The sequence below is a fragment of the Mesorhizobium sp. WSM4845 genome (assembly GCF_055811455.1).
Window position 1 is genome coordinate 21,568 of the sequence record NZ_JBVVQA010000003.1, and the last position, 14,902, is coordinate 36,469.

14 protein-coding genes are annotated in these 14,902 nt (G+C 64.0%); 5 read left to right on the forward strand and 9 right to left on the reverse strand.

Annotation, left to right across the window (positions count from 1 at the left end):
- Positions 1–8 precede the first annotated feature (8 nt).
- From eutC to ehuR, 8 genes are all read right to left on the reverse strand, one after another.
- The gene (gene eutC, locus AC0L2C_RS04340; RefSeq protein ID WP_473522810.1) at positions 9–1,001 is read right to left on the reverse strand and encodes an ectoine utilization protein EutC; all 993 of its coding nucleotides are present in this window, start codon (positions 999–1,001) and stop codon (positions 9–11) included.
- Complete coding sequence (gene eutB / locus AC0L2C_RS04345) at positions 998–1,981, reverse strand: hydroxyectoine utilization dehydratase EutB (protein ID WP_473522811.1); 984 nt, start codon at positions 1,979–1,981, stop codon at positions 998–1,000. The genes eutC and eutB overlap by 4 nt, the downstream gene beginning before the upstream one ends.
- A 43-nt stretch (positions 1,982–2,024) precedes the next feature.
- Positions 2,025–2,801, reverse strand: a complete 777-nt coding sequence (eutA, locus tag AC0L2C_RS04350) for an ectoine utilization protein EutA (protein WP_128246154.1) — start codon at positions 2,799–2,801, stop codon at positions 2,025–2,027.
- A gap of 34 nt (positions 2,802–2,835) precedes the next feature.
- Entirely contained in the window at positions 2,836–3,495 is a 660-nt protein-coding gene (ehuD, locus tag AC0L2C_RS04355) for an ectoine/hydroxyectoine ABC transporter permease subunit EhuD (protein ID WP_027155679.1), read from the reverse strand.
- 16 nt (positions 3,496–3,511) lie between these two features.
- Positions 3,512–4,171, reverse strand: coding sequence for an ectoine/hydroxyectoine ABC transporter permease subunit EhuC (gene ehuC, locus AC0L2C_RS04360; protein ID WP_023797849.1), 660 nt, complete (start codon positions 4,169–4,171; stop codon positions 3,512–3,514).
- Between the two features lie 168 nt (positions 4,172–4,339).
- A complete protein-coding gene (gene ehuB, locus AC0L2C_RS04365) occupies positions 4,340–5,191 on the reverse strand; it encodes an ectoine/hydroxyectoine ABC transporter substrate-binding protein EhuB (protein WP_128246156.1) in 852 nt (283 codons plus the stop codon).
- Positions 5,192–5,285: 94 nt separating this feature from the next.
- On the reverse strand, positions 5,286–6,071 hold the full coding sequence (gene ehuA, locus AC0L2C_RS04370; protein ID WP_473522812.1) for an ectoine/hydroxyectoine ABC transporter ATP-binding protein EhuA: 786 nt from the start codon (positions 6,069–6,071) through the stop codon (positions 5,286–5,288).
- 122 nt (positions 6,072–6,193) lie between these two features.
- Complete coding sequence (gene ehuR, locus AC0L2C_RS04375) at positions 6,194–7,579, reverse strand: MocR-like ectoine utilization transcription factor EhuR (protein ID WP_023797845.1); 1,386 nt, start codon at positions 7,577–7,579, stop codon at positions 6,194–6,196.
- Positions 7,580–7,669: 90 nt separating this feature from the next.
- On the opposite strand from ehuR, the gene AC0L2C_RS04380 reads away from it, so the two are divergent.
- The 4 genes from AC0L2C_RS04380 (at position 7,670) to AC0L2C_RS04395 (ending at position 12,628) form a co-directional block, all read left to right on the forward strand.
- The gene (locus AC0L2C_RS04380) at positions 7,670–8,152 is read left to right on the forward strand and encodes an Lrp/AsnC family transcriptional regulator (protein ID WP_287054708.1); all 483 of its coding nucleotides are present in this window, start codon (positions 7,670–7,672) and stop codon (positions 8,150–8,152) included.
- Between the two features lie 306 nt (positions 8,153–8,458).
- Positions 8,459–9,952 carry an NAD-dependent succinate-semialdehyde dehydrogenase gene (locus AC0L2C_RS04385; protein ID WP_473522813.1) on the forward strand — a complete coding sequence of 498 codons (1,494 nt, stop codon included), beginning with the start codon at positions 8,459–8,461 and terminating at the stop codon, positions 9,950–9,952.
- Positions 9,953–9,986: 34 nt separating this feature from the next.
- The gene (locus AC0L2C_RS04390; RefSeq protein ID WP_473522814.1) at positions 9,987–11,366 is read left to right on the forward strand and encodes an aminotransferase; all 1,380 of its coding nucleotides are present in this window, start codon (positions 9,987–9,989) and stop codon (positions 11,364–11,366) included.
- Positions 11,367–11,533: 167 nt separating this feature from the next.
- Entirely contained in the window at positions 11,534–12,628 is a 1,095-nt protein-coding gene (locus AC0L2C_RS04395; protein WP_473522815.1) for an alcohol dehydrogenase family protein, read from the forward strand.
- A 634-nt stretch (positions 12,629–13,262) separates the two neighbouring features.
- Here the strand turns inward: AC0L2C_RS04395 and AC0L2C_RS04400 are convergent.
- Positions 13,263–14,630 (reverse strand): aspartate aminotransferase family protein, encoded by a 1,368-nt coding sequence (locus AC0L2C_RS04400; RefSeq protein WP_128166604.1) that lies wholly within the window; start codon positions 14,628–14,630, stop codon positions 13,263–13,265.
- Between the two features lie 144 nt (positions 14,631–14,774).
- Here AC0L2C_RS04400 and AC0L2C_RS04405 point away from each other — a divergent pair, with 144 nt between their 5' ends.
- Entirely contained in the window at positions 14,775–14,900 is a 126-nt protein-coding gene (locus AC0L2C_RS04405; protein ID WP_473522816.1) for a hypothetical protein, read from the forward strand.
- The last annotated feature ends 2 nt before the right edge of the window (positions 14,901–14,902 follow it).

The window sequence follows — 14,902 nt, forward strand, 5'->3', positions numbered from 1 at the left end:
GGCCGGCATCAGCTTTCGAAAATCGTACCCGTCTTGGCCGCCCGGGCACGGTCGCGGGCGAGCGTGGCGATCGCCGTGTCCTGCACGCCGGTGCCGGTGAGGTCGGCGATGGTGATGTCGCTGGCCGAACGGCGGCCATGTCTATCGCCGGCGATGATCTGGCCGAGCTCTGTGATCTCGGCATCGGCTGCCATCACCCCCGTCGCGATGGCATGATGCAATTCGCCCAGCAGCCGCGTCTGCTTCGCGCTGTCGGCGACGTAGAGATCGGCCATGCGCAGGATCGCCGGCGCGATCTCGTTCTTGTGCTCGGCGTCCGAGCCCATAGCGGTGATGTGCTGGCCGGCCGAGACGAAGCCGGCCTTGATCAGCGGTTCGGTCGACGGCGTCGTGGTGACGATGATGTCGGCGCCGGCCGCCGCCTTTGCCGCGTCGGGCTCAGCATGCACGACGATGCCCAGTTTTTCGCGCAATGCATCCGCCGCGGCTTCGGCCTTCGCGGCATCCCTCGCCCAGATCCGCGCCTCGGCGATCGGCCGCACCAGCATAAGCGCCTCGAGCTGCAGTCCAGCCTGGACGCCGGCGCCGAAGATCGCGGCGACAGAGGAGTCGGTTCGCGAAAGATGTTTCGCCGCGACCGCTCCGGCCGCGGCCGTGCGGATGTCGGTCAAATAGCCATTGTCGAGCAGCAGCGCCTCGACCAGCCCGGTTTTTGACGACAGCAGCACCATCATGCCGTTGACGCTGGGCAGGCCGAGCTTCGGATTGTCGAAGAAGCCGGGACTGATCTTGACGGCAAAACCGTCGATGCCAGGCACATAGGCGGTCTTGACGTCGACCTCGCCGCGATGCTCGGTAATGTCGAGCCGCAGGATCGGCGGCATCGCCACCGGCAAGGTGGCAAGCGCGCGGAACGCATTTTCGACGCAGGCGACGGCATCGAGATCGAGCTTCACGATCGCGCGCAATTCGGCTTCGGTCAGTATCGTCATCCGGCTCATGCGGCGCTCTCCTCAATTGCTTCGCCACAAACGACTTTCCTGTGCAGCGTCATGTCGATATTGCGGCCCGACAGAATGAGCACAGTGGGGCCGCTCGCCCCGACCTTGCCGGCATGCACGGCGGCGATGCAAACCGCGCCGGCGCCTTCGACGATCTCGCGCTCCTGATCATAGGCATGGCGGATGCCGGCGGCGATCTCGTCCTCGCTGAGCAGGATAACATCGTCGAGCAGGTCGCGGCACATCGAGAAGGTCAGCCGGTTGTCGAGGCCGACGCCGCCGCCGAGCGAGTCCGCCAGCGTCGGGAGTTCCTCGACCAAAACCGGATGTCCGGCATCGAGGCTTGCCTTCATCGCCGCACCCCGCGCCATCGAAACGCCGATGACCTTCGTGCCGGGGCTGACGCCCTTCACGGCAGCGGCGACACCCGCCGCCAGCCCGCCGCCGGAAAGCGGCACCAGCACCAGGGCGGCGTCCGCAACCTGCTCGATGATTTCCAGCCCGAGCGTGCCTTGCCCGGCGATGATATCGGGATGGTCGAAGGGCGGCAGCATGATCAGGCCGTCTTCCGCGACCAGCCGGTCGACCTCTTGCTGCGCATCGTCCTGGCTGTTGCCGACGACGCGGATCTCGGCGCCGAGCCGGCGGATTTCGTCGAGCTTGTTCTGCGGCACCAGTCGTGACATGCAGATCGTCGCACGCATGCCTTCGAGCTTTGCCGCATGAGCCAGCGCCCGGCCGTGATTGCCGGTCGAGGCGGCGACCACGCCGCGCGCCTTCTCCTCGGCGTTCAGCGAAGCGATGGCGTTCGAGGCGCCACGCAGCTTGAAGCTGCCGGTGGTCTGCCGATGTTCGAGCTTGAGATAAACCGGCGCGCCCAAGTGCCCGGAAAGACTCGGGGAAAGCACGGTCGGCGTGCGCTCAACCTTGCCTGCGACGCGCTCGCGGGCTGCGCGGATATCCTGAAGGGTTACAGACATGCCTGTTGCCAGAGGGGGGTGCTCGCTCATGCCGGACATCGCCTCATTGTCTCAACAGGGTCATCAGACGGCCGAATTCGGCGCGCGGCTCGTCGTCGCCGCAAAGCCGCAGGCAGTTCCAGGCCGTTGCCTGATTGCTGGTGACGACCGGGCGGCCGATCGCCTCTTCCATGCCGACGACGGCAAGTGCTGCCCGCAACGCCGTGCAGGAGACGAACAGTGCGTCCGCTTGCGCGTCGGTCGTCTTGGCTGCCAGATCGACCAGCGTGGCCGGTGCAATCCGCGCCATCTCGCGGTCGTCCTCGAAGCCGAGACAGGTGAAGCTGGCGATCTCGAACCCGTGCGCCGCGAAATAGGCGGCCATCGGCCGGCTGGTCTCGACGGTATAAGGAGTGAGAATACTGATCGTCCTGGCGCCCAGCGCTTTCAAGCCGCGCACCCCTGCCATCGGCGGCGTAACCACGGGTACGCCCGGCTTGGCCGCCTGCACCGCCGCCTCGATCTCGGCATCGCCGATGACGACTGAGGCCGAGGTGCAGGAATAGCAGACCGCGTCGAGCGGCTCATCAGGCAGGATGAGCGCGGCGCCCGCCGTCAGCGACGGCCGCATCTTGCGCAAATTGTCCGGCGTCGTCGGATTGGCGTAGGGAATGCGCGCGACATAGACGCCGATCCGGTCGCTTGCCACCATGCGACGAAAATCCGGTTCGGTCGTATGGTCGGTGGCAAGGATGATCAGGCCGACGCGCTTTTCCAGCGGACGCGCGTCGAGCGCCGGCCGTGTCGAGTGCAAGCGGATGTCGACTGGAGCGGTCACCATGCGCTGCTTGCCAACGGTTTGGTCGAAGGAACTGTCATTTTTCAATGCGCCCGTAGCGGCGTTCCAGCCAGCGCAGCAGCACGACCGAGAACAGGCTGATGACGAGGAAGAAGGCGCCGACCAAGGTCATCGGCTCGACATAGCGGTAATAGGTGTTGGCGACGCTCTTGGCCTGGTTCATCAGTTCCAGCACGGTGATCGCCGAAAGCAGCGGCGTCTCCTTGAACATGGCGATAAAATAGTTGGCAAGCGCCGGGATCATCGGCGGGATAGCCTGCGGCATGATGATGTGGGTCCAGGTCTGCCTGGCATTGAGATTGCAGGCCTTGGCGGCTTCCCACTGGCCGCGCGGCACATTGTCGATGCCGGCGCGATAGACCTCGGCCGTGTAGGTGCCGTAATGCAGCCCGAGGCCGATGACGCCCGCCACCAGCGGCGGCAGCAGGATACCGATGTCCGGCAGCACGTAGAAGATGAAATAGAGCTGCACCAAGAGCGGCGTGCCGCGGATGAACTCGGCAAGGAAGCCGACGCTGCGCGACAAGCCCTTGTTCGGCGAGCGCCGCGCCAGCGCGATAGCCAAGCCGACCATCGCTGCCAGAACCGAGCCGAGCAGCGTCGCCAGGATGGTGATCTTCACGCCCTCGATCAGGGTCGGCATGATCTCCCAGACGAAATTCCAATCCCATTCCATTACGAGGCCCGATCCATCAGACGCGCACCCCGTCGAGGCCGCGCGCCATGCGGCGTTCCAGCGAACGCACCCCCCACGAAATGATCAGCGCAAGGCCGAAATAGATGACGAGAATGGTGGTGAACGGCACCAGCGTGTTGCCGGTCTGCGAGCGCACGACCTGGGCCTGGAAGGTCAGGTCGGTGAGCGAGATCAGCGAAACCACGGCGGTGGCCTTGAGCAATTCGATGGCGTTGTTGCCGAAGGTTGGCAGCATCACCAGCAGCGCCTGCGGCAGGATGACATGGCGCATGGCTTGCCAGCGGCCGAGATTGACCGCGGTGCAGGCCTCGTACTGTTCGCGGCCGATCGACTGGATGGCGCCGCGCACCACCTCCGCGCCGTAGGCGCCGACATTGAGGCCAAGCGCCAGCACGCCGGCCTGCAGCGGCGTCAGCGAAATGCCGATGAACGGCAGCACGAAATAGGCCCAGAACAGCTGCACGAAGATCGAGGTGCCGCGGAAGAATTCGATATAGGCGGTGGCCAGCGCCCGAATTGCGAAAAAACGCGACAGCCGCCCCAGCCCGGCGAGAAAGGCCATGATCAGGGCAAGCACCGACCCCATCAGCGTCAGCTCGATGGTAACAAGCGCTCCCTGCAATATCAGGCCGAAATAGCCGGACCATTGGGTCATGAACTAAGCATTTCTCCGCTTGGCGATTATTACAGAAGGTCGGCGCTGCCCCTCATCCGCCTGCCGGCACCTTCTCCCCGTATAGGGACGGGGAGAAGGGTGAAGCTCCAACGTTGGCGCCCCTCTCCCCGTTCTTCACAGGGGAGGGTAAGGGTGAGGGGCAACTTTTTACTTCGCCGAGCAGAGCTTGTCGCGGCTCGTCGACATCGCCGCCGCGGCCGAAAAACCGTAGGGCTCGATGATCTTGGCGAATTCGCCGGACTCCTTCAGCTTGGCCAATTCCACGTCATAGGCGTCGCGCAGCGCCTCATCGCCCTTCTTGAACGCCGCGCCGTCGCAATAGACCGGCGCGCCGACCACCGGGGCGACGACTTCGAGATTCGGATCGTTGGCCTTCTTGACCAGATCGTTGATCGACAGCACCGGCAGCGAATAGGCGTCGATGCGGCCGTCCTGCACCATCTTCAGGCCGCTCTGGCCATCCGGCACGACGATGACGCGGTCACGCGGCACGCCGGCAGTGAGCGCCAGCTTCTCCTCGGTGCCGCCGCCCGGCGCCCCGATCGTTGCGGTGGCATCCTTGGCGACATCCTCATAGCTCTTGAAGCCCTTCGGGTTGCCCTTCTTGACCAGCATTGCCTCGGCGTCGCACAGCACCGGTTCCGAATAAGCGACCGCCGCGCAGCGCTCCGGTTTCATGAACAGGCCGGCGGTGACGACGTCGAAACGGCCGGCCTGCAGGCCAGGGATCATCGCGCCATATTCCGAAATCGAGGCGACGATGTCGTTGACACCAAGACGCTTGAAGATTTCACGGGCCACATCGGGCGCCGCACCCGAGACCTTGCCGTCGGCAGCAACCGCCGTATAGGGCGGCTCGTTGGCGATGGCGACACGGGCGAAGCCCTGTGCCTTGAGCTCTTCGAGCTTGCTGTCGTCGGCCGATCCCGCGGTCGAAGCGGCCAGAATTGCGGTCAGCGCAACACCGGCGACGCCGGCCAGAATGCCAAGTTTCTTCATTGTTCCCAACTCCTTGTTTCTCTTTTGGTTTGGTCGTTCCACGGGACGGCTTCGCCGCCCTGGGAGGACGGCGTTGCCGCCTGGGGCATGGCAGTCAGACGCGATGTCCGGCCGCGATGATCTTCTTCAGGAAAGCTTGCGTACGCTCCTGCTTGGGGTTGCGGAAAATCTCGTCCGGCTTGCCTTCCTCGACGATCTTGCCGCGGTCGAAGAACAGAACCCGGTCGGCGAAATCATGGGCAAAACCCATTTCGTGGGTGACCAGCAGCATGGTCATGTCGGTCTCCGAGCAGAGCCGCCACAAGACGTTCAGCACCTCCTCGACCAGTTCCGGATCGAGCGCCGATGTCACCTCGTCGAACAGCATGATCCTGGGCTGCAGCGCCAAGGCGCGAGCGATGGCAACGCGCTGCTTCTGGCCGCCGGAAAGCTGCGCCGGCATCGCTTTCGCCTTGTCGGCCATGCCGACCATGTGGAGCAGTTCCATCGCCCGTTTTTCGGCGGCGGCGCGCGCCATGCCCTTGGTCAGGATCGGCGCCAGCGTGACGTTGTCGATGACGCTCTTGTGCGGAAACAGGTTGAACAGCTGGAAGACCATGCCGATCTTCTGGCGCATTCTTGCCAGATGCCGTTCGTCGGCGGGCAGCAACTGGCCGTTGCGCTTCATGTGGTAAAGCTGCTCGCCGTCGATCTGGATGTGGCCGCTGTCGATCCTCTCCAGCGTCATCAGGATGCGCAGGATCGTCGTCTTGCCGGAGCCGGATGGGCCGATCAGCGCCAGCTTCTCGCGCGGCATGACCTGCATCGACAGTCCGTCCAGCACCTTGAAGGTGCCGAAGCTTTTCGAAATGGCGTTGATCTTGATGATGGGCGCGGACAAAGAATTTCCCCGTGCTGGAGAAGCTGTGCCTTAACGATGCGGAACGCGCCAAATCATGTCAATCAGGAAAATAAACTCATGACAATGTTTCTGACTCCGCAGAATTTCGCGGCAATGCTTGCCTAGATCGCCAGCAGCAGATGCTCCGGGTCGCCGAGCAGAAGTTTAGTGACAACACTGAGGCCGGCGCGCAGTTCCCCCTCGGTGGTCGAGCCCAGCGAGATGCGCACTGCCGGCTGCCAGGGCGCCGCCGAAATGCGAAACGATGTGCCTGGTGCGATCGCCACGCCCTGCAGGCGGGCCTGTGAGACGAAGCCCTCCTCGGCGCGGTCGCCGGGCAGTTCCAGCCACAGATGCAGCCCGTCACGATGGACGCGGTAGTCGACCCCGGCAAGCACCTGGGCGGCAATCTCCTGCCGCCGCCGCAGCGCCGACCGTTGCCAGCGGACGAGTTCCATCGCCGTGCCGTCGGTCACCCATTTTGTCGCGATCTCCGCCACCATCGGCGTCGCCATCCAGTTGGAGACGAGATGCCGGTTGGCGACGGCAGCGACATAGCGGTCGGGCGCCGCGAGATAACCGATGCGCAGGCCTGGCAGCACGATCTTGGTGAAGGAGGTGACGTAGAGCGTGCGCTCGGGCGCGAAGGCGGCGACCGGCGGCGGACGGCCCTCGACGAGCGGCCCGAGCACGTCGTTCTCGATGATGGCGATGTCGTGCCTGCGCGCCACCGCAGCGATCTGCTCGCGCCGCGCGGCATTCATCAATGTTGCAGTCGGATTGATCACCGAGGGCTGCACGAACACGGCGCGGATGTCGGAAAGCCGGCACGCCTCGTCGAGCGCCTCCGGGATCAGGCCGTTGTCGTCGATCGGCAGGCCCTCGAGGTTGAAGCCGAGATAGCGCGCCAGCGGGATCAGCGTGTGATGGCCGATCGCCTCGGTGGCGACGGTCGAACCCGGCGGCGCCACGCTCATCAGCGCCACCGTCATGCCGGCCGTGGCGCCGTTGGTCAGGCTGACATTCTGCGCCGACACGTCGAGACCGCACAGCCGCAGCCATTCGACCGCCACTGCACGGTGGCGCGGAAACACCATGTTCGGCCGGAACGACAGCGCCGAGGTCGACGGCAGGTTCTCGGCGAGCCAGCCCAGCGCCTGCTTCAGCCTCTCCAGATGCATCGGCTCGCAGACCGGCTTCAGGATCGACAGGTCGATGACCTCGCCAAGGCGCTCCGGCAGATAGGGCGGCTCCGGTTCGCGGCGCTGCGTCTGCACGAAGCTGCCGCGGCCGATCTCGCCGGAGACCAGGCCCCGGCGGATCAGTTCCTCATAGGCGCGGCTGACTGTCTGCACCGAAAGCTTCAAATCGTCGGCCAGCCGGCGATGCGTCGGCAGCCGCGCGCCGTTGGCCAGCCGTCCGTCATGAATGGCGCGCGCGAACTGGTCGGCGAGCGATTGATAGGCCGGCCGCCGGATAAGCGCTGGATCTGGACGCCACAATGTCATGACATATTAGAGATCGAAATCAGTGCAATTGACAATCGAAATAATGCGCCGTCATGGTGTCGCGGAAAAAAGTGGACGCTCATGGCCGCATTGAAACTGGATCAGATCGACCTAAAAATCCTCGACGCGGTTCAGCGCGACGGGCGCATCACCAAGCTGGCGCTCGCCGACAAGGTCGGCCTGTCGCCGACGCCGTGCTGGATGCGGTTGCGCAAGCTGGAAAAGGCCGGCATCGTCTCCGGCTATCACGCCAAGGTTGCAATGCGCGCCGTCGCGCCGGTCGCCACCGTCCTGATGGAGGTGACGCTGGCCAGCCACCGCCAAGCCGATTTCGACCGTTTCGAGCGCGTCATCCGCGACGTCCCCGAAATCGTCGCCTGCTGGTCGGTAGGCGGCGGCGTCGACTATCTGCTGAAAGTGATGGCGCGCGACATCGACGCCTATCAGCGGCTGGTCGACGCCCTGCTCGAACGCGAGATCGGCATCGACCGTTATTTCACCTACATCGTCACCAAGACGGTGAAGGAGGAGGTCGCCTTGCCGGTGGCCGATCTGTTGCCGACGCCGTCGTGAGGTCTAGGGAAACTGACATCAGGTCGCCGCGACGATGCGGAATTCTGCTCCGCTGCATTCCTCGGCGAAGGTCACGGAATGGATCCCAGGGTCTTCGCGACGGAGCTTCGCTCCTGCTTCGCCCGGGGATGACGAAGTTGGAGGAGGTTCAGCCAATCTCGACTGTTTGCTACAGCCTCGGAGAGACTGTCCTGTGTTTCGGTCCAATAGAGACAATCTCTCTACGCGCAAGCACTCAAACAGCCTCTCTGTCTGCACCGCGCGCATAGTCTCTCCGCATCGCCTCGACATCGGGAGACCTCGAACATGTCCGCGCATTTTGCCCGCCCACAACGCCACGAAGCGCTTGACCGGCTCGCCGACCGCCGGCTGCTGCGCCAACTCGCCTATGTCGACGGCCACTGGTCGGCGAGTGAAGCCGCCGAGAGTTTTGGGGTGGCCGACCCTGCTACAGGCGCCACCGTTGCCTGGGTTGCCGCGCTCGATGCCAGGCAGACGAGCAAGGCGATCGACGCGGCGTCGCGCGCCTTTCCCGCCTGGCGCGCGGCTCTCCCACAGGAACGCGCAAGAATCCTGCGAAAATGGTTCGATCTGATCATCGCCGCCAAGGACGATCTGGCGCTGTTGATGACGCTCGAACAGGGCAAGCCTCTCAAGGAATCGCTTGGCGAGATCGACTACGCCGCCTCCTTCGTCGAATGGTACGCCGAGGAGGCAAAGCGCCTCAACGCCGAAAGCGTCACCAGCCATTTGCCAAACGCCGAGATGATGGTGCGGCGCGAACCGCTCGGCGTCGTCGGCGTCGTCACGCCGTGGAATTTTCCGGCGGCCATGCTGACCCGCAAGGCTGCGGCCGCGCTTGCCGCCGGCTGCACCATCGTCGCGCATCCTTCGTCGGAAACGCCGCTGTCGGCACTGGCGCTGGCCGAACTCGGCGAACGCGCCGGCCTGCCGGCTGGCGTCTTCAACGTGCTCACCGGCAAGGCCTCGACCATCGTTGGGCGGATGTGCGAAGATCCGCGCGTCCGCGCCATGAGCTTCACCGGCTCGACCGAGATCGGCAGGCTGATCGCCGCGCAAAGCGCGCCGACGATGAAGCGGCTGGTCATGGAGCTTGGCGGCCATGCGCCGCTGATCGTCTTTGCCGACGCCGATCTCGACAAGGCGGTGACCATCGCCGTCGACGCCAAATTCGCCACTTCCGGCCAGGATTGCCTCGCCGCCAACCGCATTTATGTCCAGCGTCCGATCTACGATCGTTTCTGCGCCGCTTTCGCCAGGCGCATCGAGGCGCTGCGGATCGGCAATGGCCTGGCCGAAGACACCGACATCGGGCCATTGATGCATGAGCGCGGTGTCAAGAAGGTCGAGGAGCAGGTTGCCGATGCGCTCGCCCATGGCGCGCGCTGCCTCACTGGCGGCGGCAGACATCCGGCCGGGCCGCTGTTCTACCGGCCGACCCTGCTCGCCGATGTCACCGACGATGCGCTGATCATGCGCGAGGAAACTTTTGGTCCGGTCGCCGCGGTGACGCCCTTCGACAGCGAGGACGAGGTCATCGCCCGCGCCAACGCCACCGAATACGGGCTCGTCGCCTATGTCGTCACCGAGAATGGCGGCCGCCAATTGCGCATGGGCCGTGCACTCGACTACGGTATGGTCGCCATCAACCGCGTCAAGATCACCGGCGCGCCGATCCCGTTCGGCGGCGTCAAACAGTCCGGCATCGGTCGCGAGGGCTCGCGCCACGGGCTCGAAGCCTTTACCGATCTCAGATATCTCTGCCTGGACGTAGCGTAAGCCGCGCCGGAGACATTTCCTTAGGAGTAAAAAAATGCTCGACCAGTCCAACGAACTCGCCGCCTGGGACCGCGACCACTTCTTCCATCCCTCGACCCACATGGGCACGCATGCGCGGGGTGAATCGCCGACCCGCATCATCGCCGGCGGCGAAGGCGTCACCATCTGGGACAATAACGGCCGCAAGAGCATCGATGCCTTCGCCGGGCTCTATTGCGTCAATGTCGGCTATGGCCGCCAGAAGATATCAGACGCCATCGCCGCCCAGGCCAGGAACCTTGCCTATTACCACGCCTATGTCGGCCACGGCACCGAGGCGTCGATCACCCTTTCCAAGATGATCATCGACCGCGCCCCGCAAGGCATGTCGAGGGTCTATTTCGGCCTCTCCGGTTCCGACGCCAACGAAACCAACATCAAGCTGATCTGGTACTGCAACAACGTGCTCGGTCGTCCCGAGAAGAAGAAGATCATCTCACGCTGGCGCGGCTATCACGGCTCCGGTGTCATGACCGGATCGCTGACCGGGCTCGACCTGTTCCACAACGCCTTCGACCTGCCGCGTGCGCCGATCCTGCACACCGAGGCGCCCTACTATTTCCGCCGCGCCGACCGCTCGATGAGCGAGGAACAGTTTTCCCAACACTGTGCCGACAAGCTCGAAGAGATGATCCTGGCCGAGGGCCCGGACACGGTCGCCGCCTTCATCGGCGAGCCGATCCTCGGCACCGGCGGCATCGTGCCGCCGCCCGCTCTGTACTGGGAAAAGATCCAGGCGGTTCTGAACAAATACGACGTGCTGCTGGTCGCCGACGAAGTGGTCACCGGCTTCGGCCGGCTGGGCACCATGTTCGGCTCCGACCATTACGGCATCAAGCCCGACCTGATCACCATCGCCAAGGGCCTGACCTCGGCCTATGCGCCGCTGTCGGGCGTCATCGTCTCGGACAAGGTCTGGCAGGTGCTGGTCCAAGGTTCCGACAAACTCGGCAGCATAGGCCATGGCTGGACCTATTCGGCGCATCCGATCTGCGTCGCCGCCGGTGTCGCCAACCTGGAACTGATCGACGAGATGGACCTGGTGACCAACGCCGGCGAGACCGGCGCCTACTTCCGCGCCGAACTGGCGAAAGCCGTCGGCGGCCACAAGAATGTCGGCGAGGTGCGCGGCGACGGCATGCTGGCGGCAATCGAATTCGTCGCCGACCGGGATGACCGCGTGTTCTTCGATGCCGCGCAAAAAATCGGGCCGCAGGTCGCGACCGCGCTTGCCGAGCGTGGCGTCATCGGCCGCGCCATGCCGCAAGGCGACATTCTCGGCTTCGCGCCGCCGCTGTGCCTCACCCGCGAAGAGGCGGACATCGTCGTCTCCAAGACAGCGGATGCGGTGAAGGGCGTGTTTGCCAGCATCTAATTATCGACCTTGGTGCCGCCCCTCATCCGCCTGCCGGCACCTTCTCACCGTGAACGACGAGGAGAAGGGACAAGCTCCAGCGCTGGCGACCCCCTCTCCCCGTTGTTCACGGGGAGAGGGTAAGGGTGAGGGGCAGCGCGAACCTGGAATATCTGGAAGCAACATCAATGACCTCCAAAGCCCTCCCCGCCACCATGGCCGCCGTGCAGCTGACCGGCCACGGCGGACCGGAAAAGCTCGTCTACCGCACCGACGTGAAAGTGCCCTGGCCCGCCCCAAGTGAAGTGCTGGTCAAGGTCACCGCTTGCGGCATGAACAACACCGATGTCTGGGTGCGCCAGGGCGCCTACGGCACGGAGGAAGATGCTGCCGCCGTGTCGACCTGGCGGCGTCAGGGCAATACACTGGCCTTCCCGCGTATCCAGGGCACCGACACGGTCGGCAACATCGTTGCCGTCGGCGAGGGTGTTTCTTCGGCCCGCATCGGTGAGCGGGTGATGGTCGATTTCTCGATCTACAACCGCGACGATGATTCACTCGCCGACATCGACTATATGGGCCACGGCCGAGACGGCGGCTATGCCGAGTACCAGACCGTGCCGGCCGAGAATGCCCATGTCGTCGCCACCGACCTGACCGACGTCGAGCTCGCCACCTTCTGCTGCGCTTACCTTACTGGCGAACAGATGCTCGAACGCGCCGCATTGAGGGGCGGCGAGCGCGTGCTGATCACCGGCGCGTCGGGCGGCGTCGGCTCCGGTATCGTGCAGTTGGCGCGGGCGCGCGGCGCCAGCCCCTATGCCGTCGTCGGCAAAGGCAAGGAACAGGCGGTGCTCGCCATCGGCGCCGAGGCGGTGATCACCCGTGGCGTCGCCGATCTGCCCGCCGCCGTCAACGACGCAACCGGCGGCCAGCCGATCGACGTGGTTGCCGACCTCGTCGGCGGTGCGATCTTCAACGACCTGTTGCGCATCCTTCGGCCCGAGGGTCGCTACACCACCGCCGGCGCGATTGCCGGCCCGGTCGTGCGGCTCGATCTGCGCACCATGTACCTCAAGCAATTGCAGCTGCACGGCTCCAGCCAGGGTACGCGACACGATTTCCTTCGTATCGTCCGCTACATCGAGGAGAAGAAGATCCGGCCGCTGGTCGGCGGTGTCTACAAGCTGTCCGATTTCCACCGCGCCCAGGCGGATTTCATTGCCAAGGATTTTGTCGGCAAACTGGTGGTCGTTCCGGATGCCGTTGCGGATTGCCGATAAGATGAAGCACGTAGTCTCTGCATAGAGAATTTGGTTCTTTGACTGAGCCTGAAAAGGCCGGTGGGTGGCCGCTGCCCGACCAGACTGCAGCCGATCTCCAACGCTGGCGATTGGCATAAGCCACCACGACTTCGTCATCCCAGCTAATTTCCGTCCATAATGCTGCGGCTCAGAATAAAAGCGCTCTGTAGCGATCCTTCGCGCCCCCTCTGTCCTGCCCTCTTTGCCAAAATTTGGCATCTCCCCCACTTGGGGGGAGATTGGTAGCTTCGCGGACAGCGTCCTTTTTGCAAGGTTTGTGATTGGCGAAATCAGTGATGAAGGCCAATCTCCCTCCTTGTGGGGGAGATGTCCGGCAGGACAGAGGGGGGCGCTGTCCCTCCGCGATCAAAGCGTTCTGCACCGCAGCAGCGCTCCGGGGTAACGGAATGGGTCCCAGGGTCTGCGCGCAAAACCATTCTGATTTGGCCGCACGACGGCAACAAGGATTCCTGAACCTCTCCTGCGGCGTTATAAGTTTTTCGCAATTTTCTTATAACGCCGCTTGCGGACGACCGTCTTCATGTCAGGCGGCTCCAGTTATAAGAAAAATGCGGTTCTCTTATAACGGCATGATCTCGAGCGACGGGCGCCACTACAGGACCTGCTTGGCCGCGGCTTCAAGCGATCTTTCAAACGCGTCGATCACCTGATCGACCTGGGGCTCGGTGATAATCAGCGGCGGGCAGAAGGCCAGTGCATCGCCCATGTTGCGCGAGATGACGCCGTTCTGCTGCATGAAACCGTTGACGAGCCCGCCCAGCGCGCCGGCCGTCTCCCACGGCGTCTTGTTCGCCTTGTCGCCGACCAGTTCGACCGCCGCGATCAGGCCGACGCCGCGCACCTCGCCGACAAGCGGGTGCGAAGCGAGCTTGCGCAGCCGCTTCTGCATATGCGCGCCGACCGTGCGCGCATTGCCGACGAGATCGCGTTCCTCGATCAGCTTCAGGTTCTCCAGCGCGACCGCCGCCGCAACGGGATGGCCGCCGCCGGTGAAGCCGTGGCCAAAGGTGCCGATGCGATTGCTTTCGTCGGCAATCGGCTCGAAAACCTTCTCGTTGATCAGCAAGGCCGAGATCGGCAGGTAGGACGAAGAGATCTGCTTCGACAGCACCATGATGTCGGGCCTGATGCCGAAGGTCTGCGAGCCGAACATTTCGCCGGTTCGGCCAAAGCCGCAGATCACCTCGTCGGCGACGAGCAGGATGTTGTATTTCGACAGCACCGCCTGGATCTTCTCCCAGTAGCCTGCCGGCGGCACGATGACGCCGCCGGCGCCCATGATCGGCTCGCCGAAGAAGGCAGCGACGGTTTCCGGTCCTTCGGCCAGGATCAGCTTTTCCAGATCGTCAGCAAGCCGGCTCGAAAACTCTCCTTCGCTCTCATTCGGCAGCGCCTCGCGCCAGTGGTGCGGCGTCGAGGTGTGCAGCACATTGGCGATCGGCAGGTCGAAGGAATTGTGGTTGTTGGGCAGCCCGGTCAGGCTCGCCGAAGCAATGGTGACGCCGTGATAGCCGCGAATGCGGCTGATGATCTTCTTGCGCGCCGGCTGGCCGAGCGCATTCGACCGGTACCAGATCATCTTCATGGCCGTATCGTTGGCCTCGGAGCCGGAATTGGTGAAATACGCCTTGCTCATCGGCACCGGCGCCATCTGCACCAGCTTCTCGGCGAGATCGATCAGCGGCGAATGCGATTTGGAACCGAAGTCGTGATAGTAAGGCAACTTGGACATCTGGCGCACCGCAGCGTCGACCAGCCGCTTCTCGGAGAAGCCGACCGCGACGCTCCAAAGCCCGGCCATCGCCTCGATATAGCGGTTGCCGGCGAGATCCTCGACATAGATGCCGTCGCCCTTCTCGATGACCAGTGGCCCTGCTTCCTCGTGCTTGCGGGCATTGGTGTAGCCGTGCATGTGGTAGCTGATGTCGCGGGCTTCGGGAGAATTCGGTCGAGCGTCCATGATGGCTCCTGTCCTGCATGCCGGGACGTGCGTCCTGCCGCCGTTCGGCGTGCGCATCGGCCTCTGGATTAATGCTGTTTGCTGCATCCGTTTCTTGTAAGGGTGTCAAGACCTTTCGGAAGGGCCGGCGGATGGACGAAAGACATGCAGAATTTCAGCTTCGGGGCTGCTGAACGCCAGAACCTGCGCCAAGGCGGCTGTGCGCATGGCCAAGACCTGATTCCCGAACGGCTCACCAGCAGGCACAACAACAAGGCTGAGGTGGCCTGATC